Annotated in this window: 17 protein-coding genes; 15 read left to right on the top strand and 2 right to left on the bottom strand. The window is 52.3% G+C overall.

The features are described from left to right. Nucleotides 1–83 precede the first annotated feature (83 nt). The 4 genes from pap to HW447_RS03330 all read left to right on the top strand — a co-directional run bounded on the left by pap (nucleotide 84) and on the right by HW447_RS03330 (nucleotide 5,757). The gene (gene pap / locus HW447_RS03345; RefSeq protein WP_176253915.1) at nucleotides 84–1,619 is read left to right on the top strand and encodes a polyphosphate:AMP phosphotransferase; all 1,536 of its coding nucleotides are present in this window, start codon (nucleotides 84–86) and stop codon (nucleotides 1,617–1,619) included. Further along, nucleotides 1,612–2,907, top strand: a complete 1,296-nt coding sequence (locus tag HW447_RS03340; RefSeq protein ID WP_176253914.1) for a BaiN/RdsA family NAD(P)/FAD-dependent oxidoreductase — start codon at nucleotides 1,612–1,614, stop codon at nucleotides 2,905–2,907. The genes pap and HW447_RS03340 overlap by 8 nt, the downstream gene beginning before the upstream one ends. Nucleotides 2,908–3,025: 118 nt before the next feature. Beyond that, nucleotides 3,026–3,736 carry a (d)CMP kinase gene (cmk, locus tag HW447_RS03335; protein WP_176253913.1) on the top strand — a complete coding sequence of 237 codons (711 nt, stop codon included), beginning with the start codon at nucleotides 3,026–3,028 and terminating at the stop codon, nucleotides 3,734–3,736. Beyond that, on the top strand, nucleotides 3,736–5,757 hold the full coding sequence (locus tag HW447_RS03330; RefSeq protein ID WP_176253912.1) for a bifunctional 4-hydroxy-3-methylbut-2-enyl diphosphate reductase/30S ribosomal protein S1: 2,022 nt from the start codon (nucleotides 3,736–3,738) through the stop codon (nucleotides 5,755–5,757). Before cmk ends, HW447_RS03330 begins: the two co-directional genes overlap by 1 nt. A gap of 91 nt (nucleotides 5,758–5,848) precedes the next feature. Here HW447_RS03330 and HW447_RS03325 read toward each other — a convergent pair whose 3' ends face one another. Further along, the gene (locus HW447_RS03325) at nucleotides 5,849–7,213 is read right to left on the bottom strand and encodes a sensor histidine kinase (protein ID WP_176253911.1); all 1,365 of its coding nucleotides are present in this window, start codon (nucleotides 7,211–7,213) and stop codon (nucleotides 5,849–5,851) included. Continuing rightward, nucleotides 7,214–7,951 carry a LytR/AlgR family response regulator transcription factor gene (locus HW447_RS03320; protein WP_176253910.1) on the bottom strand — a complete coding sequence of 246 codons (738 nt, stop codon included), beginning with the start codon at nucleotides 7,949–7,951 and terminating at the stop codon, nucleotides 7,214–7,216. Between the two features lie 217 nt (nucleotides 7,952–8,168). Here HW447_RS03320 and HW447_RS03315 point away from each other — a divergent pair, with 217 nt between their 5' ends. The 11 genes from HW447_RS03315 (at nucleotide 8,169) to HW447_RS03265 (ending at nucleotide 19,142) form a co-directional block, all read left to right on the top strand. After that, a complete protein-coding gene (locus tag HW447_RS03315; protein WP_176253909.1) occupies nucleotides 8,169–8,393 on the top strand; it encodes a small, acid-soluble spore protein, alpha/beta type in 225 nt (74 codons plus the stop codon). A gap of 183 nt (nucleotides 8,394–8,576) precedes the next feature. Then, nucleotides 8,577–9,719, top strand: coding sequence for a cobalt-precorrin 5A hydrolase (locus HW447_RS03310; protein ID WP_176253908.1), 1,143 nt, complete (start codon nucleotides 8,577–8,579; stop codon nucleotides 9,717–9,719). Between the two features lie 106 nt (nucleotides 9,720–9,825). Next, on the top strand, nucleotides 9,826–11,025 hold the full coding sequence (cbiD, locus tag HW447_RS03305; protein WP_176253907.1) for a cobalt-precorrin-5B (C(1))-methyltransferase CbiD: 1,200 nt from the start codon (nucleotides 9,826–9,828) through the stop codon (nucleotides 11,023–11,025). 33 nt (nucleotides 11,026–11,058) lie between these two features. After that, nucleotides 11,059–12,642, top strand: coding sequence for a precorrin-4 C(11)-methyltransferase (gene cobM, locus HW447_RS03300; protein WP_176254049.1), 1,584 nt, complete (start codon nucleotides 11,059–11,061; stop codon nucleotides 12,640–12,642). Then, complete coding sequence (gene cobK / locus HW447_RS03295; protein ID WP_176253906.1) at nucleotides 12,639–13,478, top strand: precorrin-6A reductase; 840 nt, start codon at nucleotides 12,639–12,641, stop codon at nucleotides 13,476–13,478. The genes cobM and cobK overlap by 4 nt, the downstream gene beginning before the upstream one ends. Continuing rightward, the gene (gene cbiE, locus HW447_RS03290) at nucleotides 13,475–14,791 is read left to right on the top strand and encodes a precorrin-6y C5,15-methyltransferase (decarboxylating) subunit CbiE (protein ID WP_176253905.1); all 1,317 of its coding nucleotides are present in this window, start codon (nucleotides 13,475–13,477) and stop codon (nucleotides 14,789–14,791) included. Before cobK ends, cbiE begins: the two co-directional genes overlap by 4 nt. Then, complete coding sequence (locus tag HW447_RS03285) at nucleotides 14,776–16,182, top strand: cobyrinate a,c-diamide synthase (RefSeq protein ID WP_176253904.1); 1,407 nt, start codon at nucleotides 14,776–14,778, stop codon at nucleotides 16,180–16,182. Before cbiE ends, HW447_RS03285 begins: the two co-directional genes overlap by 16 nt. Then, entirely contained in the window at nucleotides 16,179–17,261 is a 1,083-nt protein-coding gene (cobT, locus tag HW447_RS03280) for a nicotinate-nucleotide--dimethylbenzimidazole phosphoribosyltransferase (protein WP_176253903.1), read from the top strand. The genes HW447_RS03285 and cobT overlap by 4 nt, the downstream gene beginning before the upstream one ends. A gap of 28 nt (nucleotides 17,262–17,289) precedes the next feature. Continuing rightward, nucleotides 17,290–17,829, top strand: a complete 540-nt coding sequence (locus HW447_RS03275; protein ID WP_176253902.1) for a bifunctional adenosylcobinamide kinase/adenosylcobinamide-phosphate guanylyltransferase — start codon at nucleotides 17,290–17,292, stop codon at nucleotides 17,827–17,829. Then, on the top strand, nucleotides 17,826–18,617 hold the full coding sequence (locus HW447_RS03270) for an adenosylcobinamide-GDP ribazoletransferase (RefSeq protein ID WP_176253901.1): 792 nt from the start codon (nucleotides 17,826–17,828) through the stop codon (nucleotides 18,615–18,617). Before HW447_RS03275 ends, HW447_RS03270 begins: the two co-directional genes overlap by 4 nt. Nucleotides 18,618–18,665: 48 nt before the next feature. Next, a complete protein-coding gene (locus HW447_RS03265) occupies nucleotides 18,666–19,142 on the top strand; it encodes a bifunctional adenosylcobinamide kinase/adenosylcobinamide-phosphate guanylyltransferase (RefSeq protein ID WP_176253900.1) in 477 nt (158 codons plus the stop codon).

Here is a 19,142-nt window from a genome sequence, read left to right as displayed (position 1 = left end):
GGCCGTTTTATTTGATGGGAAAATGTGGTATACTTATTTCCAGCACACAAAAACGCACTGCGGCAGAGAGGAGCTGGATCGTTATGCTGGAAAAGATTGATCTGAACAGGACAGTGGACAAGGAAACGTACCAGGCTGCGATGAAGGCAGCGGGAGAGAAACTGGGATTTTTGCAGCGGGAGTGCAGGAGCGCGGGGATCCCCGTGATCCTGGTGTTTGAGGGCATGGGTGCAGCGGGAAAAGGCATCCAGATCAACCGTCTGATCCAGAACCTGGATCCAAGAGGCTTTGACGTATACGCCTGCGGCCGCCCGTCAGAGGATGAAAGGCTGCGGCCCTTTTTGTGGCGTTACTGGATAAAGACGCCGGCCAGGGGACGGATTGCCGTCTTTGACAGAAGCTGGTACCGCAGCGTCCAGATCGATCGCTTTGACGGCCTGGTGTCAGAAGAAAAACTGCCGGGGGCTTATCAGGATATCCTTTCCTTTGAAAATCAGCTGGCAGACGACAAAACGGTAATCATAAAGTTTTTCCTGTATATTGACCAGAAGGAACAGAAGAAACGGTTTGAAAAGCTGGAGGCTTCTAAGGATACTGCCTGGCGGGTTACAAAGGGAGACTGGAGAAGAAATCAGGAATTTGGCCGGTATCTGCAGATCAACGAGGAGATGCTGGAGCAGACGGACACGGATTTTGCCCCGTGGACGATCATCGAGGCCCTGGATAAGGATTATGCCGCTTTAAAGATCGCGGATACGGTCATCCGCCGTCTGGAATGCGAACTGGAAGGAAGAAGGGCCGGTGGGGATACGAAAGGGCAGGGGGATAAAACATCTCTTAAAAAGACGGTTTCCAATGAGGTTCTGTCCGGCATAGATCTTTCAAAGACCCTTTCAAAAAAAGAATATAAGACAAGGTTAAAAGAGCTGGAAAAGCGTCTGGCCTGCCTTCACAGCCAGATCTACCGCCTGCGCATCCCTGTGGTGATCGGTTTTGAGGGCTGGGATGCCGCAGGAAAGGGAGGGGTGATCAGAAGGCTGACCAGCCGTCTGGATCCCAGAGGATACCAGGTAAATCCCACGGCCGCCCCCAATGACCTTGAGAAGGTTCATCATTACCTGTGGCGGTTCTGGAACCATATGCCGAAAGCAGGGCACATTGCGGTGTTTGACCGGACCTGGTACGGACGGGTGATGGTGGAGCGGATCGAGGGTTTCTGTACGGAAACGGAGTGGAAAAGGGCTTATCAGGAGATCAACGAGATGGAATCTCATCTGGCCAATGATGGAGCGGTGGTGTTAAAGTTCTGGCTTCACATTGATAAGGATGAGCAGGAGCGCCGATTCAGGGATCGGGAAAATAACCCTGCCAAGCGCTGGAAGATTACAGATGAGGACTGGCGCAACCGGTCCAAATGGGATCAGTATGAGGAAGCAGTGAATGAAATGCTGGTACGTACCTCCACTACCTGGGCGCCGTGGATTGTGGTAGAGGGAAATGACAAGCGCTATGCGAGGATTCGTGTACTGGAGACGGTGGTAGAGGCCCTGGAGAGGAAAATCGCCGCAAAAGAAAGCGGGAAAAAACATAGGAGCACAAAAGAGAGGATTCATGGATAAAGAGAAACATATCATCGTGGCAGGCGGAGGTGCAGCGGGCATGATCGCCGCTGTGGCCGCTGCCAGAGAGGGCTGCAGAGTCAGTCTGTATGAAAAAAATGAAAAATTGGGAAAAAAACTGTTTATCACGGGAAAGGGCCGCTGCAATGTGACGAATGCCTGCGATATGGAGGAGCTGTTTGCAGCGGTTGTTACCAACCGCAAATTTTTGTTCAGCAGCTTTTACAGTTTTACCAATGAGGATGTGATGGAGCTGTTTGAACAGGCGGGGCTTCCCCTTAAGGTCGAGCGGGGGAACCGTGTATTTCCCTGCTCCGACCATTCTTCGGATGTGATCGCCGCCCTGGAGCGGATGATGCGTCAGGAGGGGGTTAAGGTGTATTTAAGACATGAGATAAAGGGGCTGGCCATCCAGCGGAAAAACGACCCGGAGACGGGGGAGGAAAAACCGGTTTGCCGAGGCGTTCTTCTGGAGGGATTCGGTGGAAAATTAAAGACAGTGGAAGCTGATGCGGTGATCCTTGCCACCGGCGGCCTGTCTTATCCTTCTACCGGTTCAACGGGAGATGGGCAGCAGTGGGCAGAGCAGCTGGGCCATAAGGTGACAGAACTTCTTCCTGCCCTTGTGCCCTTTGAGGCTGAGGAAAAGGAGGAGGTAAAGGCCCTTCAGGGGCTTTCTCTTAAAAACATTGAGATTGCGGTATATAACGGCAAAAAAGAGCTTTACCGTGATTTTGGAGAGATGCTCTTTACTCATTTTGGCGTCAGCGGCCCGGTGATCTTAAGCGCAAGCTCTTTCTGTGCAAAAGCTGTTTCCAGGGGGCCGCTGAAGCTGATGATCGACTTAAAGCCGGCCCTTTCCGCCGAACAGCTGGACGAGCGGATTTTAAAGGATTTTGCGGAGGCAAAGAATAAGCAGTTTAAAAACAGCCTAAACCACCTGTATCCTGCCAAGCTGATCCCAGAGATCATCCGCCGCAGCGGCATTGATCCGGAAAAACAGGTCAATGAGATCACAAGACAGGAGCGCCAGCGGCTGGCAGAGGTTACAAAGGGCCTGTCCTTCACATTGACAGGTCTTCGCCCCTTTAAGGAGGCCATTATCACCCAGGGAGGCATAAGCGTAAAGGATACCGATCCCTCCACCATGGAGTCAAAGCGGGTAGGGGGACTGTATTTTGCCGGAGAACTATTGGATCTGGATGCAGTAACAGGAGGGTTTAACCTGCAGATCGCATGGTCTACCGGCTGGCAGGCAGGAAAGGCGGCGGCCCGGCATCCGGAATAGGTGCAAAAGCGCCATACCGCTTAAAAATACGGGCAGCGCGTCAGCGCCTTTTGCGCGCCGGCAGAGAATACAGGGAAGGCTGAAACGCCGCACCGATAAAAACAGGAGAACAGAAAATATGGAACATTTTAATATAGCAATCGATGGCCCTGCAGGGGCAGGAAAGAGCACCATCGCAAAATTGGCAGCAAAGCGCCTTGGTTTCGTATATGTTGATACGGGGGCCATGTACCGCACAATGGCGCTCCATTTCTTAAGAGAGGGCATTGATCCCAAAGATGAGACGGCAGTCGGCGCAGCCTGCGCCGGGGTGGATGTGACGATTACTTACAAAGACGGCGTCCAGCAGGTGCTCTTAAACGGAGAAAATGTCTCCGGCCTGATCCGATCCGAGGAGGTGGGAAATATGGCTTCCGCCATTTCCGGATATCTCCCGGTAAGGGAAAAGCTGGTAGAACTCCAGAAGGAACTGGCGAAACGGGAAAATGTGATCATGGACGGCCGGGACATCGGTACCTGCGTCCTGCCGGAAGCACCAGTAAAAATCTATCTTACCGCATCCGTAAGCGTGCGTGCCGGACGCCGTTATAAAGAACTGGCAGATCGGGGAGTCCGGGCGGATATAAAGGAAATTGAGAGAGATATAGAGGAGCGGGACTACCGGGATATGCACCGGGAACATTCGCCTCTTATGCAGGCAGAGGATGCCATATTGCTGGACAGCTCTGAGATGACTCTGGAAGAGGTGGTAAGGAGGATTTTTGCCGCGGCGGCAGAGCGGGGCTGCCAGGCGGCGGCCCATGCGTTAAGGGAACAGGAGGAGCAGTAATGGACGAGGCAGCAAAAAGCAGAGCCTCCCTGCAGGAGAGCCTGTCCAGCCGAACGGTTGCCGTAGCAAAAACGGCCGGTTTCTGCTTTGGGGTGGAGCGGGCGGTTGACCGGGTCTATGAGCAGATCCGTGCGGTGAAGGAAGGAGCCGCTAAAGGCCCTATTTACACCTACGGACCGATCATCCACAATGAGCAGGTAGTGAGCGACCTTGAAAAAAAGGGAGTGCGGGTCATAGACACGGAGGAGGATCTGAAACGTCTTCCCAAAGGCCAGGGCACAGTTATCATCCGCTCCCACGGCGTCAGCCGTCATATTTACGAGATCTTAAAGGAGCGCGGCGTGGCCGTGGCAGACGCTACCTGCCCTTTTGTAAAGAAGATCCATCGGATTGTGGATGAGCACGCGGCAGCAGGAGAAGCGGTGGTCATCATCGGAAGTCCCGCCCATCCGGAGGTGGAGGGCATCCGAGGCTGGGGAAATGAGTACACCACAGTGATTGAAAATGAGGCGGAAGCTGAAAAATATGAGGTGGCGGAGGGCAAAAAGCTGTGTGTAGTGTCCCAGACGACATTTAATTACAACAAATTTCAAGATTTAGTTGAAAAAATTTTAAAAAAGGGTTATGATAGTAGTGTTTTAAATACGATTTGCAATGCAACACAGGAAAGACAAGTGGAGGCAGCGAAGATCGCCTCTGAGGTGGACGCCATGATCGTCATCGGCGGCAGACATTCTTCCAACACCCAGAAGCTTTACGAAATCTGCCTCAAGGAATGTAAGAATACCTTTTACATTCAGACACTCGGCGATTTAGATCCTGACAGTGTATCTTCTGTGCGCAGCGTAGGTATTACAGCTGGGGCATCCACCCCAAAAAAGATTATTGAGGAGGTTCATACCAGAATGGCAGAGCAGAGTTTTGCAGAGTTATTAAAGGAAGAGGAAGAATCAACCAAACCAATACGTACAGGAGAGATAGTCACCGGTCAGGTCATCGAAGTGAGCAAAGATGAGATCATTCTGAGCATCGCGGGCAACAAGTCCGAAGGCATTATCACCCGTGATGAGTACAGCAACGATAATAATGTAGATCTGACTACAAAGGTACAGATTGGTGAAGAGATGGAAGCTAAGGTCATTAAATTAAATGACGGCGTAGGCATGGTTTCCTTATCTTACAAGCGTATGGCAGCCGACAGAGGCAACAAGCGTCTGGAGGAGGCATTTGAGAATCAGGAAGTTCTGACTTCCAAGGTAACTCAGGTATTAGACGGCGGATTAAGCGTTGAGGTTGAGGGCGCAAGAGTATTTATTCCTGCCAGCCTTGTATCTGACACATATGAGAAGGATCTGTCCAAGTACGCAGGACAGGATATCCAGTTTGTGATCACAGAGTTCAATCCTAAGAGAAGACGCATCATTGGCGACAGAAAGCAGTTATTAGCGGCTGAGAAGGCAAAGCTGAAGGAAGAATTATTTGCACGGATCCAGCCAGGCGACAAGGTAGAGGGTACTGTAAAGAACGTAACCGATTTTGGTGCATTCATCGATCTGGGCGGCGCTGACGGTCTCCTTCACATCTCCGAGATGAGCTGGGGCCGTGTGGAGAATCCTAAGAAGGTATTCAAGTCCGGCGATAAGGTAACGGTTCTGATCAAGGACATCCAGGGCGAGAAGATCGCGTTAAGCTTAAAGTTCCCTGAGGCTAATCCATGGGCACAGGCAGCTGAGAAGTATGCGGCAGGCAACGTGGTAAGCGGCCGCGTGGCACGTATGACCGACTTTGGCGCATTTGTTGAGTTAGAGCCAGGCGTAGACGCACTGCTGCACGTTTCCCAGATTTCCAGAGAGCATATCGAAAAGCCATCTGACGTATTAAAGATCGGTCAGGAGATCGAGGCCAAGGTCGTTGATTTCAACGAGGATGATCACAAGATCAGCTTAAGTGTAAAGGCTCTCTTGGCAGCTCCTCAGAACGAGGATGTTGCTGATGTAGACATCGATTCCTATTCCAAATAAGCCAATAAGGCATGACAAAGTTAAGGCCCTGCGTGACTGTACGCAGGGCCTTATTTCTATAAGACGGCGAAGCTGCCGGGCAAAGGGGCGATTAGGATGCGCTGGCCGTATCCATGGAAGGATTTAGGAAAACAGATGCTTCAAAAATACCGTTTTCGTGACGGAAATTTAAAAAGCCATGGTAGCGCTCCGTCAGATAGCGGACAGAGGACGTTCCGATGCCTACGTCTCCGCGCTTGGAGGAGATAAACTGGCCGTCCTGTTCCCGAATCTCGTGGGAATAGGAGTTGCGGATGCACAGGGTAATCATGGACTGGCCGGCGGGACTGATGTTGACGGAGATGGCCGGGACTCCGCTTTCCTGGCGCAGGCAGGATTCCAGGGCGTTGGAAAGGAGGTTTCCAAGGATGGTGCAGAAATCTACATCCGGCATGGAAAATGATTTAGGCAGACAGATGCTGGCCGTTACATGGACGGAGTGCTCTCTGGCGGTCTGAAGATAGTAGTTTAACAGGGCGTTTACCGCTGTATTGGCGCAGTAGGTATGAACCGGGCAGATATCCTTGTTTCCAAGATAACGTTCAATGTAATCAGCAGCGCTGCGATACTGACTCTGGGTCATGAGTCCCTGCAGGATTACCAGATGATGCCGGAAGTCGTGCCGGGCCTTTAGAAGCTGTTCCAGGCTGGCCTGTAAGTTGGCAGTCTGGGAGGTAAGAGCGTCAGAGATCAGCTTCATGGTTCGGTACTCCTCTTTCAGCGCAAAGCTCTGGGTCAGAAGAAACAGGATCTGCAGCGTAGTAATATGGACGATATAGACGCAGATCAGCCAGAAAATGGTGATGAAGAGGACACTGTAGTTGTGGGAGGGAGGATAGAGGTAGGGACTGTACTTTAATCCCAGATCAATGTAAAACATGATGAAAAAAAGCGCAGGGATCAGAAGCATTCGCCGCCACACGGGGAGAAATCGGGTATAGTGGACTGCTTTTTTCAGTCTTGGGCCGATAACGGCGGTGATGATGGCCACTGCAGAGGGGATCAGAACCAGTTCCCAGAAACAGGTAAATACCTGTTCCGAAAGTCCTGAAATTCTATGGGTAATCCCTATAGCCATCATTCGGGACAGCAGGGAGGCTGAGTCAGAAACATTTTTAAAAAGGAACAGGGTATAGGCTACGGCCTGAAACTTTACTTTTGTAAGAAAAAGGCACAAAAAGAAAGAGCTGCCCATCAGGGAAAGAGCCCACAGGAGGCTGTGGCGGGAAAGGCCGGTGTGGAGCCGGGCTGCAAAAAGAAAGAGCCCGCAGGCCATAATCAGGTATCCCAAAAGGATGCCTGCGGTCTTGCGGGCATGATAGCGCCATTCCGAATGAAAAATCCACAAAAAAGGAAGATTCACTGACAGCAGATCCAGAACCAGCAGAGAAATTAACTGGAGATTGAAACGGTTCATCTAAAGTCCTCCATTTATCTTCCGGAACTGATAATCCGCATATTGCTGATGGATCTGAAGTCTTAGACCTCGTGTAATAGGCAGATGCTCACCGGATGTAAGGACAAAGGACGTCTTTTCCAGACGGATCACTTTGTCAAGGTTAATGATACAGTTGCGATAACAGCTGATAAACTGCGGATAGCAGAGCAGCAGTTTTGAAAATTCTTCAAATCGCATATACGTCTTAATGATCCGGTCAGCCAGGTGGATCTGTATGTAGTGATTGAAATAATCTGTATATAAAATTGTGTCCACAAGTATCTTTACCATGACCCTGCTTTCCTTTACCTCTATGTAGTGGGAACAGCGGTGGGTTCTCATGGAAAGATAGTAGTCCATGGTCAGGGAAAAATCTTCCTGGGAAATGGGCTTGATGAGATAGTCGAGCGCCTTTAGAGAATAACTCTTTAAGGCATAGTCGGGACTGACGGTTGTGAAAATGATGGTACAGCCGGTGTCCTCTCTGCGGATATGCTCCGCCAGCCGGATGCCGGTCGCTGTGTCTGAATCCTGGTCAAGAAAGATATCAACAAAGATTAAATCGAAAACGCCGGATTTCCATGATCTGAGAAAATCCGACGCATGGGTGAACGCTGATACCTGCAGGGACAGAGAACAGACAGAACAGTAGTTGCTTAAAAGCTGAGCCAAATGACGGCTGTCCTGGAGGCAGTCGTCAACGATTGCAATATTCAAAGTAACCCCTTCTCCCGGCCGCTGGGACCGGTTGTATTCTGGAAATCAGGTAAAAAATTTTTTCATATTCTAATATGAAACGATATATTTCCTTCATATCCAGTATAATATACATAACAGTAAAAAGCAAGGATAATCGGTATATATTGTAAAAATATGGGCAGACTTCTCTTGAAAGATTTCATAAATATGGAAAAACGAAGGGAGTTGTAAAAATATGGGAAAAAATAAAAGCAAAAAGCCCTTTGATCCTGCCAATATGAGCCCTCAGGAGCAGCTGAAATTTGAGATCGCCCAGGAACTGGGGCTGGATAAAAAGGTACTGGAACAGGGCTGGCGCAGCCTGACAGCCAAAGAAAGCGGAAGGATTGGGGGGATCATGACAAGAAAGAAACGGGAGCTTAAGGCAGAGGCGCTTAAGGAGAGAGATTCGGAAGGTTGAAAGATGGAAACGAGTGGGTTATACTGATAACATCAGGAAACACAGTCCGGGACAAAGGGAGGCGTGCCGGCCGCAGGAATGCCGGCTGCGGCACGCCGGGGTTTGACAGAGCGGAGCAGGTCTGATTTAGGATGTTCTGGGAATCTGTCATGTCAGAATACGATCAGCAGAGGGAGAAAACAGGTGAAATTTGCAGTGGTCTGTTTTACAGAAAGAGGCGCGTTGATCTGCAGGCGTCTGTATACATATTTTAACAGCAGAGGAGTGGAATGCGTAACCCGTGTTCCCACACGCTTTTTAAAAGAAGAATGGAAAAAAGATGGAATGAGCGGTCAAGCGGAAGAATTGTCTTGGTGGACCGGCAGACAGTTTGAGGAAAAGAATGCAGTTATTTTTGTGGGGGCTGTAGGGATTGCCGTGCGGGCGATTGCCCCCTGGGTAAAGGACAAGCTGAGCGATCCTCCGGTGGTGGCAGTCGATGAGGCCGGGCGGTTTTGCGTGCCGCTTTTGTCCGGCCATGTGGGAGGGGCCAATGAACTGGCTCTTGAGATTGCGGATGAGCTGGGGGCAGCGGCTGTGGTTACTACTGCTACAGATGTAAATGGTCTCTTTGCGGCAGATCTTTTTGCGGCGGGCAACGGTCTTGAGATCACAGACCGCAGGGAGGCAAAGGAGATTTCCGCCCGGATCTTAGAGGGAGAGCCGGTGGGATTTTTCAGCGATTTCCAGGTAGATCAGATACCCAGGGGATGTGAAGAGACCTGGCATCGGCACAATATATGGGTAACAGTCAGAACCGGCCTGACAGAAAAGGGGGGGCAGCGGGACTGGCCCTGCGGGATTTTAAGGGATAGCCGTCCGGGAGAGGGGTGTACAGAAACTTCAGAGTCTGCGGGCATACTCCGGCTGGTTCCCAAAGCGGTGGTCCTGGGAATCGGGTGCCGCCGGGGGGTGCCGCCTGAACTTTTGCGCATACAGGTTAAGACCGTTCTTTCAGAGGCGGGCATCGACTGGCGCGGGGTGAAGCGGATAGCGTCCATTGACCTTAAAAAGGATGAACCTGCCATCCTGACACTTGGCGCAGAAGAAGGAATAAATCTGCAGTTTTATACAGCAGAGGAACTTAAAAAAGTGAAGGGAACGTTTTTTGAATCCCCCTTTGTGGAAAATACGGTAGGAATTGGAAATGTGTGCGAACGGGCGGCCTGCGGGGAGGGAGGACGCCTGATTTTTGGGAAAACCGCAGGAAACGGTGTGACAGTAGCGGCAGCACTGGAGGAGATCCCGCCGCTTAAAAGCAGCTGTGGTTTTGGCCGTAAGGATTAGGAGAACCCGCGGAGGCAACAGGGATCAGGATTTTTCCGTTGTGCATTAAAATGTGATATGGTATACTTTTTTTCGAGTAATGAACAGAGGAATATCAGGTGTTTCCATGAAAGAGATGTTTGCATATAAAAACCAGAAGAAATTAAGGTGGGGCTATACCACAGGCACCTGTGCGGCAGCGGCTTCTCTGGCCGCTGCTCTCATGCTGCTGGGAAAAAAAAGAATCGTACAGGTAAGGCTTACCGTACCTAAGGGGATTGAACTGGAACTGGAAATCGAGGATATCCAGGCAGGAAACGGCTGGGTTTCCTGCGCTGTGCGCAAGGATGGGGGGGATGATCCTGACGCGACCCACGGACTTTTGGTATATTCCACTGTGGGATACGCGAAGATGGAGAAGGAACGGATGGAGCCTGAATGTGGCTATGCATATGAAGGAGATGGTCTGTATCTGAAACTGACTGCTGCAGACGGCGTGGGAATGGTGACGAAACCGGGGTTAAGCTGCCCGGCAGGGAAACCGGCCATCAATCCCGTTCCCCGTTCCATGATTTTTGGAGAGGTGGAGAAAGCCTGCCAAAAATATGGTTTTCATGGAACTCTTGGGATTTGCATATCCGTCCCCCAGGGGAAAGAGACGGCAAAACAGACGTTTAATCCCAGAATGGGGATCCTGGGCGGTATCTCCATTCTGGGAACCAGCGGAATGGTGGAGCCGATGAGCGAAAAAGCTCTTTTGGAAACCATACGGCTGGAGATGCATCAAAAGCATCTGGCAGGGAACCGGCGTCTGATTTTGACACCGGGAAACTACGGAGAGGCGTTTTTGCGCAGCCAGCTGAATATAGATCTGGAACAGGCGGTAAAATGCAGCAACTTTATCGGAGATACGCTGGATATGGCGGCACAGGAGGGAATGAAAGAGCTCCTTTTGGTGGGCCATGGCGGAAAACTGGTAAAGCTGGCTGCGGGAGTGATGAATACACATTCCTCAGCTGCGGACGGACGCATGGAGGTGCTGGCTGCCTGGGGGGCTGCCCTGGGAGCGTCCAGGGAGCAGGTCATAAAGATCCTGGAGGCTGTGACGGTGGATCAGGGACTGCTGATATTGGAACAGCAGACAGGCCTTCGGGAGGCTGTTATGGAGCAGGTGATGAAACGCGCCTGGGAGCATTTGAAGAAACGGGCGGGGGAGAAATTAAAGATAGAATGTATTATGTTTACCAATGAACGGGGGATTCTTGGAGAGACACCGGGCGCGCGCGCGTGTCTGGAACGATTTCAAAACAGCGCAGAAAACAGATGAGGCAGGATGGCAGACAGAAAGAAAGGATACAGTATGGTACATATCGTTGGAGCAGGCCCGGGGGCCGCAGATCTGATTACAGTGAGAGGAGCCAGACTTTTAAAGGAGGCGGATGTGATCATTTACGCAGGTTCTCTTGTAAACAGGGAATTGCTGGAACTGGCCAGGAAAGATGCGCAGATTTATGACAGCGCATATATGACCCTGGAGCAGGTCATGGAGGTAATAAAAAAGGGCTGGAAGGAAGGAAAGGAGATCCTGCGGCTTCATACGGGGGATCCCTGTGTTTATGGGGCGATCCGTGAGCAGATGGATGCCATGGATCATGAGGGAATACCCTATGAGATCTGTCCCGGAGTCAGCTCCTTCTGCGGTGCTGCGGCAGCCCTTCAGATGGAATATACGCTGCCGGGGATCTCCCAGAGCGTGGTGATCACCCGGATGGCGGGCCGGACGCCGGTACCGGAGCGGGAGAGCATCGCATCCTTTGCGGCGCACAGAGCCTCCATGGCCGTGTTTTTAAGCGCAGGAATGCTCAAGGAGCTGTCAGAGGAGCTTATAAGAGGCGGATATCCCGCGGATACACCGGCGGCGATTGTGTATAAAGCGACATGGCCGGAGGAAAAGGTGGTGCGCTGTCAGATCAATGACCTGGCGGAGGCGGCTGCCAGAGAGAAAATCACCAAGACGGCGCTGATTGTAGTAGGAGATGCAGTAGGACAGAAGGGATATGAGCGCTCTAAATTATATGATCCGGGCTTTGAGACGGAGTATCGGAGGGCAGAGAAGGAAGAAAACGCAGGACTGCCAGACACGTTCTCTTCCCCCCGGACTGCGGAGCAAAAGGGCGGCATACCGGGCTGTCTCTATGTTGTGGGAATCGGCCCCGGCTCAGTGGAAGGAATGACCATAGAGGCCAGACGGGTTTTAGAGCAGTGCCAGGTGATCGCCGGCTATACCGTATATGCGGATCTTGTGCGGAGCGCATTTCCGGATAAGGAATATGTCACCACTCCCATGACAAGGGAGGAGGAACGCTGCCGTATGGCGCTTGAACTTTGCGGCCGAGGAAAGGATACAGCGATGATCTGCAGCGGAGATGGCGGCGTATATGGAATGGCGGGGCTGCTTTTTGAACTGGCGCAGGAATACCCACAGGTGGAAATACGGGTGATTCCGGGAGTGACGGCGGCCTGCTCCGGGGCTGCTGTGCTGGGAGCCCCTCTGATGCACGACTTTGCCGTGATCAGCTTAAGCGACCGTCTGACGCCCATAGAAACCATCTGGGAGCGGGTAGAGAAAGCCGCCGCCGCTGATTTTGTACTCTGTATCTATAATCCCCGCAGCAAGGGACGGCCGGATTATCTGCGCCAGGCCTGCCAGAGGATTATGAAGTACCGCGGCCCGGAAACAGTCTGCGGCTTTGCAAAGCAGATCGGAAGGCCAGGGGAGGAGATGGAAGTCCTGACGCTGAGGGAACTGATGGAGGCTGAGGCAGATATGTTTACCACTGTGTATATTGGAAATTCCGATACAAAAAAGCTTAGGGGGCGTATGGTAACGCCCAGAGGATATCACCGGAAAAAAATGGAACGAAAAGGAGCCGCAGCAGAATGAGGCGGCAAAAGAGTCTGCTTCTGTTTGCAGGAACTACGGAAGGAAGGATTTTGGCCCGATGGCTGGAGCAGGAAGGAATTTCCGTTGTGATATGCACAGCCACGGAATACGGGGCAGAGCTGATCGATGAGGAAAGGTCAAATGAAGAAAACGGCGCTAAAAGCTGCATCAGGATCCGCAGCGGCCGTCTGGATACAGAGGGGATCGGGGCTTTGATCCGGGAAGAGGGTGTCGGTCTGGTGATCGACGCCACCCATCCCTATGCAGATCAGGCAACGGCCAATATCCGTCAGGCCTGTAGAGATAACAGGGGCGTTCGGCTTTTGCGGTGCCTGAGGGAAGAAGGGGAGCCCTATGAACAAACGGGACATTGGGCCAAGGCAGCCGGACCGGAACAAGAATACGGCGTACACTGCGTTTCGTCCCTTTCAGAGGCGGCCGTCTGGCTGGCAGAGCGGGAAGGAAATATTTTCCTGACCACAGGGAGCAAGGAATTAGCGCCTTTTTCGCAGATTCCGGATTACAAAGAGCGGGTCTATGTCCGGGTGCTGCCGTTAGAGGACTCGGTGCGGCTGTGCAGAGACCAGGGATATGGCGGGAGGCACATTATCGCCATGCAGGGGCCTTTTTCAGCAGAAATGAATGAAGCAGTGCTGAAAGAATTTAACTGCCGGTTTCTGGTGACAAAGGACGGCGGACGAGCGGGAGGCTTTGAAGAAAAACTGGAGGCGGCCCGAAGGGCCGGCGCTCAGACAGTAGTGATCCGGCGGCCCGCAGACCAGGGAATGAGCCTGGAACAGGTGAAAAATGAAGTAAAGGAGTGGAACAGGCAATGACAGACAACCAGCAGTACGCACAGAAACACCCCATTGTTTATCTTATAGGCATTGGCATGGGCGGCGAGGACCAGCTGACAGGGCAGGCCATCGACCGGCTGGAGGCAGCAGAGGCAGTGATGGGAGCGGGCCGGATGTTAGACAGCGTGGAGGCATATATTCAGGGAAAACCTGTTTTGTCTGCCTATAAGCCCAGCGATATGATCCAGTGGCTGCGCTCCTTTGAATGGATGGAGGCGGCTCTGGTTCTGTCGGGAGATACGGGATTTTACAGCGGGGCAGAAACGGCCTCCCGCGCCTTTAGCCGGGAGGGATGGGAAGTAGAGTATATTCCCGGAATTTCCAGCCTGTCCTATTTCTGTGCCAGAATCGGGCGCAGCTGGCAGGACGTATATCCCATCAGCAGTCACGGAAGAGATTGTGATGTGGCAGCCTGGGTAAGGAGCCATAAAGCCTGTTTCATTCTTCTGGGGAAAGAGGGCAGTATGTCGGAACTCTGCCGCCGCCTGGTAAGCAGCGGCCTGGGATACGTGACTGTATGGGCTGGAGAAAATTTCTCATATGCAGAAGAGAGGATTCTTTGTGAGATGAAACCGGCAGAGCTTTTGATGGAGGAGGAGACCCATCCCTTCGGAAATCTGGCCTGTGCGATTGTGGAAAATCCTCATGCGGAAAAATCTCAAATATATCCGGCCATTTATCCAAGAGATACTGATTTTATTCGGGGAAAGGTTCCCATGACAAAGGAGAGTGTACGCCGCCTGTCCATGGAAAAGCTTCGCATCGGCGCAGACGCAGTCTGCTTTGACATTGGCGCAGGCACCGGTTCGCTGGCAGTGGAAATGGGACTTGCCATCCGCCGTCAGTGCGGAGGCGGCCGTGTCTGCGCCATCGAAAGAGATGAGGCGGCCCTGGAGTTAATTGACGCCAATTTCAGGAAGTTTTTCGGAGACTGGCAGGGGTTTTGCATAATAGCAGGGGAAGCGCCGGAGGCTCTGGAAGGACTTGAGATGCCTACCCATGCCTTTATCGGCGGCAGCGGCGGACGGATGAAGGAAATCGTGGGCTGGCTTTTAAAAGCCAATCCACGTGTGCGGATCGTGGCAAATGCCATTACACTGGAAACGGTGGCGGAAATTCTGGAATGTATGAGAATGTACGGCTTTGAGGAGGGAGAACTTCTTCAGATCCAGGCATCGCCGGTGGAGCAGGTCGGCAGCTACCATATGCCAAAGGCGCAGAATCCGGTGTATATTGCGGTGATGCAGCATCCGGGAGAAGATGTGGAGGAACTGGAATGGCAGGATTTATGATTGCTGCCCCGGGGAGCGGAAGCGGAAAGACCATGATCACCTGCGGTCTGCTGGAACTGTTAAAGGGAAAGGGCTATAACCCCTTTGCCTATAAATGCGGGCCGGATTACATTGACGGCCTGTTTCACCGCCGGATCCTGGAAGTAGAAGGCTCCAATCTGGACAGCTATTTTGAGGAACCGGATCACCTTCGGGAAAAATACAGACGCTGCGCTGAAAAGCACCTTCCGGTGGTAGAGGGAGTGATGGGGTACTTTGACGGTCTTGGGGGAGATACCTTAAAGGCCAGCTCCTGGGAGATTGCCCATATCTTGGATATTCCGGTGGTTTTAGCGGTGGATGCCAGAGGAGCCAGTTTGTCCCTGGCTGCTGTGGTGAAGGGATTCATAGAATTTGAACAATGCAGGGGACGTCAGATCCGGGCGGTGATCTTTAACCGGATGTCCCCCATGCTCTATCCAAGGATCCGTGAGGCTGTGGAGTGTGAGACCGGGATCCAGGCCGCCGGATTTGTGCCGGAGCTGGATTTTCTGAAGGTGGGGAGCCGTCATCTGGGGCTGGTTCTTCCAGAGGAGGTACCGGGCCTTAAGGATCAGATGAGACGTCTGGGCGAGTGTCTGGAAAAGACGGTTGACTGGAAATTTCTGGTAGAACTGGGGAGGCAGGAAGGACGCCCGTGTGAAAAAACAGCCGGAAACGGTGCGATTGGGATGAAGGAAAAGGATGGCCTGGTCCCGTCCTTTCGTCTTAGCATCGCCATGGATGAGGCATTTTGCTTTTATTATCAGGATAATCTGAAACTGCTGGAGACTCTGGGAGCAGAACTGGTGCCCTTTAGTCCGATCAGGGACAGAAACCTTCCGGAAGAAACAGACGGTATTTTGTTTGGAGGCGGTTACCCAGAGCTCTATGCAAAAGAACTTTCCGCAAACAAAGCCATGGGAACAGCGGTCAGAGAAGCTGCAAAAAAAGGGCTTCCCATTCTGGGAGAATGCGGCGGATATCTCTATCTTTTAGATGAGCTGGAGGATCCTGAAGGGCACTTCTGGCCCATGGCAGGCATTTTCAGGGGAAAGGGCTACAGGAGAGGGAAAAACGGCCGTTTTGGCTATATTCAGATCCACACGGAGAAAGAGGGGCTTTATTTAAGGCCTGAAGAGGCAATCCGAGGGCATGAATTTCACTACTGGGACTGCGCGGTTCCCGAAGATGAACTGGTAATGATGGCTCAAAAACCTGCAGGAAACCGGAGCTGGCCCTGTATTCGGACAGAGAAAAATACGCTGGCTGGTTTTCCTCATCTGTATTATCCTTCCTGTCCCTCTTTTGCAGCCCGGTTTGCACAAACCTGCATATCCTACAGACAGAAAAGAAACGAGGCAGAATCATGATACAGAATACAGAAAGAAAGGTCACCCTGGAGCGCGCCATAGAGAAAATCCTCCCTGTCAGCTGTGAAGCAGCCAGGGAGGCAAAGAGGCGCTGGGATCAGGTGGCAAAACCATTAAACAGTCTTGGGGTTTTGGAAGAGGATCTGGTGCGGATCGCGGCCGCTCAGGGAACATCCTCATTTTCTCTGGATCATAAATGGATTGCTGTGATGTGCGGCGACAACGGGATCGTAGAGGAAGGCGTCACACAGACAGGCCAGGAGGTAACGTCCATTGTGGCAAAAAATATGGCAAAGGGGATCTCCTGTGTCTGCCTGATGGCGGCAAGGACGGGAGCGGGTGTTCTTCCGGTGGATGTGGGAATCGCTTCGGATATGACCGGTACAGGGGTACTGGAACGGAAGATTTCATACGGCACAAAAAATTTCTTAAAAGACCGGGCCATGACCCTAAGGGAAACAAAACAGGCCATGGAGACGGGGATTGAAACTGCAGGTATTTTGCGAAAAAAGGGCTGCCGCCTGGCTGGCTGCGGAGAGATGGGCATTGGAAATACCACCACCTCCAGCGCTGTTCTCTCCGTGCTTTTGCAGGCTGAGCCGGAGGCTGTTACCGGACGGGGAGCCGGGCTTTCTGATGCGGCTTTAGCCTGCAAAATCCGTGTCATAAAGGATGGGATTGCATTTCACCGCCCGGATCCGGCAGACGGCCTGGATGTTCTTTCCAAGGTGGGAGGCTTTGATCTGGCGGCGCTGGCAGGCTTTTATATCGGCTGTGCCCTGTATCGGATTCCGGTGGTATTAGACGGGCTGATCACAGCAGCAGCGGCTTTGGCGGCAGTGCGGATCTGTCCGGCAGTATCCGGCTATCTGCTGGCCTCCCACGTATCTGCGGAACCGGCAGGAATCATGGCCCTTGAGGCCCTTGGACTAAAGGCTGCCATCCAGGCAGGGATGTGCCTGGGGGAAGGAACGGGAGCGGCGGCCCTTTTTCCGCTTCTTGATATGGCAGCCGCTGTATACTGGAATATGGATTCCTTTCAGGAGATTCATGTAGAGCAGTATCAGCATTTTACATAAAACAGAGGCCGCAGGAGGGAGCAGATATATGATCCTGATCACAGGGGGCAGCGGAAGCGGCAAGTCGGCATACGGGGAAAGCCGGCTCATGGCTGAGAAAACAGAACAGAAATTTTACGTGGCAACCATGGAAGTTTACGGAGAAGAGGGACGGCGCAAAGTGGAGCGTCACAGAAAAATGCGGGCCGGAAAGGGATTTGTGACCATAGAGCGTTCAAGGGAACTGGGAGGGCTGCGTATTCCTGAACACGGGAAAAATGCCGTTCTCCTGGAGTGCGTTTCCAATCTCGCCGCCAATGCCATGTTTTCTGGGAAAAACATGATGAAAGATAGCGGGAAACTGGCCGGAATGCTGTTTGAGGACATCCTCTCTCTGGATCGTCAGGCGGATTTTCTGGCAGTGATTACCAATGAAGTGGGGGCAGACGGAGAGGTTTACGCTTGGGAAACCATGGAGTATATTCGGCTTATGGGACGGCTGAATAGCCTTCTGGCTGAGAAAGCCTCCCAGGTAGTGGAAGTGGTTTATGGGATCCCGGTGGTGCTGAAAGGAGAAACAGAGGGATGAAACTGCTTAGTTCCTGTATTATAGCAATTTCCATGTATTCCAGGCTTCCCATGCCTCAGATCCAGTGGAGCAGGGAACGGATGAAACATTCCATGTGCTTTTTTCCCCTGGTGGGCCTGATCCAGGGACTGCTTCTGGCCCTGTGGCTGTGGCTTGCAAGGGAGGTGCTGGGGCTTTCTGCGGCAATGACCGCTCTGTGGGGGACTGCTCTTCCGGTGCTTGTGACCGGAGGGATCCATCTGGACGGCTTTCTTGATACCATGGACGGGATCTGCTCCTTTGGAGACAGGGAAAAGAAACTGGCAATCTTAAAAGATCCTCATCTGGGAGCTTTTGCGGTGATTTATGGGATGGTATATATCCTCCTGTATGCAGGCGTCTTTTACGAATTTACGGTACGGACGGCAGGAAAATACGATCTGCTGCCTGTCCTGTTTATGACTATGGAGCGGGGACTCAGCGGCCTGTCGGTGCTGCTCTTTCCTTCTGCGAAAAAGGATGGCTTGGCGGCTGCCTTTGCAGAGGCAGCAGAAAAACGGACCGATCGGCTGGGAATGACCGCCTGGCTGCTGGCAGTTCCTGCGGCGGCCGGGCTTTTGGGCGGCAGCTGGTGGCTTAAGGCAGCACTGGTCTTTTTGATCCTGCTTGCGGCGCTCTTTGGCTGGTTTTACCGGTGGAGCCTGAAGCATTTCGGAGGAATTACCGGAGATCTGGCCGGTTTTTATCTTCAGGCAGGAGAGCTGGTCTGTCTTAGCGCGTCTGTGGCGCTTCTGGCGTTAAGGAGGTAGGCCTTCGTCCGGTTAAAACACAGAGAAATTCAGAGAGGATAAACAAACATGATCCTGATCATTGGCGGAGAGGCCCAGGGAAAACGGGCCTTTGCAGAAGAAAAATGGGCTCAGAGCCTGAATATTTCAGAAAAAATTAAAGACAGGGGAGGCATTTCATGGGTTAAGGGAGGTCTTGCTTCCTGGGAGACATTTTTACAGGGAGCTTACGTCTGTGAGTTTCACCTTTTTATCCGCAGACTTCTGGCGGCGGATCCTTCCCTTCACGCCCCGGCCGGTATCCAGGGGGGAAGGAAACGTAAAAGTGGCTGCTGTCTGCCGGATCGCCATGGCCTTGTTTCTAAGCTTCTTGCAGCCTGTCCGGACCGTGTGCTCGTAACTAACGAGATCGGATACGGGATCGTTCCCCTGGATCCCTTTGAGAGGGAGTACCGGGAGGAGACAGGGCGGATCTGCTGCCTGCTTGCGGCAGAGGCAAAGGAGGTCTGGCGGGTAAGCTGCGGGCTGGGGCAGAGGATCAAATAA

Origin of the sequence: Enterocloster alcoholdehydrogenati (assembly GCF_013282095.1) — a bacterium.
In the GTDB taxonomy this organism is placed as follows: domain Bacteria; phylum Bacillota; class Clostridia; order Lachnospirales; family Lachnospiraceae; genus Enterocloster; species Enterocloster alcoholdehydrogenati.
This window is presented reverse-complemented; position numbering and strand designations above follow the sequence as displayed.

Bases quoted from the DNA above. Each gene is read 5' to 3' on its own strand.
- HW447_RS03285 (WP_176253904.1), top strand. From the start codon at position 14,776: ATGGCAGGATTTATGATTGCTGCCCCGGGGAGCGGAAGCGGAAAGACC.
- HW447_RS03330 (WP_176253912.1), top strand. From the start codon at position 3,736: ATGGACGAGGCAGCAAAAAGCAGAGCCTCCCTGCAGGAGAGCCTGTCC.
- cmk (WP_176253913.1), top strand. From the start codon at position 3,026: ATGGAACATTTTAATATAGCAATCGATGGCCCTGCAGGGGCAGGAAAG.
- HW447_RS03325 (WP_176253911.1), bottom strand. From the start codon at position 7,213: ATGAACCGTTTCAATCTCCAGTTAATTTCTCTGCTGGTTCTGGATCTG.
- HW447_RS03270 (WP_176253901.1), top strand. From the start codon at position 17,826: ATGAAACTGCTTAGTTCCTGTATTATAGCAATTTCCATGTATTCCAGG.
- cbiE (WP_176253905.1), top strand. From the start codon at position 13,475: ATGACAGACAACCAGCAGTACGCACAGAAACACCCCATTGTTTATCTT.
- cobT (WP_176253903.1), top strand. From the start codon at position 16,179: ATGATACAGAATACAGAAAGAAAGGTCACCCTGGAGCGCGCCATAGAG.
- HW447_RS03275 (WP_176253902.1), top strand. From the start codon at position 17,290: ATGATCCTGATCACAGGGGGCAGCGGAAGCGGCAAGTCGGCATACGGG.
- pap (WP_176253915.1), top strand. From the start codon at position 84: ATGCTGGAAAAGATTGATCTGAACAGGACAGTGGACAAGGAAACGTAC.
- cobK (WP_176253906.1), top strand. From the start codon at position 12,639: ATGAGGCGGCAAAAGAGTCTGCTTCTGTTTGCAGGAACTACGGAAGGA.
- HW447_RS03340 (WP_176253914.1), top strand. From the start codon at position 1,612: ATGGATAAAGAGAAACATATCATCGTGGCAGGCGGAGGTGCAGCGGGC.
- HW447_RS03315 (WP_176253909.1), top strand. From the start codon at position 8,169: ATGGGAAAAAATAAAAGCAAAAAGCCCTTTGATCCTGCCAATATGAGC.
- HW447_RS03265 (WP_176253900.1), top strand. From the start codon at position 18,666: ATGATCCTGATCATTGGCGGAGAGGCCCAGGGAAAACGGGCCTTTGCA.
- cbiD (WP_176253907.1), top strand. From the start codon at position 9,826: ATGAAAGAGATGTTTGCATATAAAAACCAGAAGAAATTAAGGTGGGGC.
- cobM (WP_176254049.1), top strand. From the start codon at position 11,059: ATGGTACATATCGTTGGAGCAGGCCCGGGGGCCGCAGATCTGATTACA.